The sequence below is a fragment of the Bradyrhizobium semiaridum genome (assembly GCF_020329505.1).
GTDB lineage: Bacteria > Pseudomonadota > Alphaproteobacteria > Rhizobiales > Xanthobacteraceae > Bradyrhizobium > Bradyrhizobium semiaridum.
Genome location: NZ_JAGKJJ010000102.1, coordinates 1 through 627, shown reverse-complemented (window position 1 = coordinate 627; position 627 = coordinate 1). Strand labels below are relative to the sequence as shown.

The window sequence follows — 627 nt, the reverse complement described above, 5'->3', positions numbered from 1 at the left end:
GTCGTCGGTGACGACGCGCTTCTTGCGGCCGAGCCGCGCCAGCGTCTCGTCGATCAGCTTCTCGACCTCGGGATCGGGCAGCGCCGCGCGCGAACCCGGCTCGTACTTGTAATAGCCCTTGCCGGTCTTCTGGCCGAAGCGGCCGGCTTCGCACAGCGCGTCGGCGATCTCCGACTTGATGCCGCGGTCCTTGCGCGAGCGCCAGCCGATGTCGAGGCCGGCGAGATCGCCCATCGCGAACGGCCCCATCGGCATGCCGAACTTGGTCACGACCGCGTCGACCTGCTGCGGCAGCGCGGCAAGCAGGCCGAGAAGCTGCTGTTCGAGGGCGCGCTGCGCCAGCATGCGGTTGCCGACGAAACCGTCGCAGACGCCGACCACCGCCGGCACCTTGGCGATCTTGCGCGCGATCGACACCGCGGTGACCAGCGCGTCCGGCGCGGTCTTGTCGGCGCGCACGATCTCGCACAGCTTCATGACGTTGGCCGGCGAGAAGAAGTGCATGCCGAGCACGTCCTGCGGACGGTTGGTCGCCTTCGCGATCTCGTCGATGTTGAGATAGGAGGTATTGGAGGCGAGCACCGCACCGGGCTTGGCGTATTGATCGAGCTTGCCGAACACTTCCTT

1 protein-coding gene is annotated in these 627 nt (G+C 67.3%); it reads right to left on the bottom strand.

Annotated features, from left to right (window positions below; genetic code table 11):
• Positions 1 to 627 (bottom strand): 3-hydroxyacyl-CoA dehydrogenase family protein (locus tag J6500_RS31670; protein ID WP_225716604.1); only part of this gene is annotated, 627 nt, incomplete at both ends.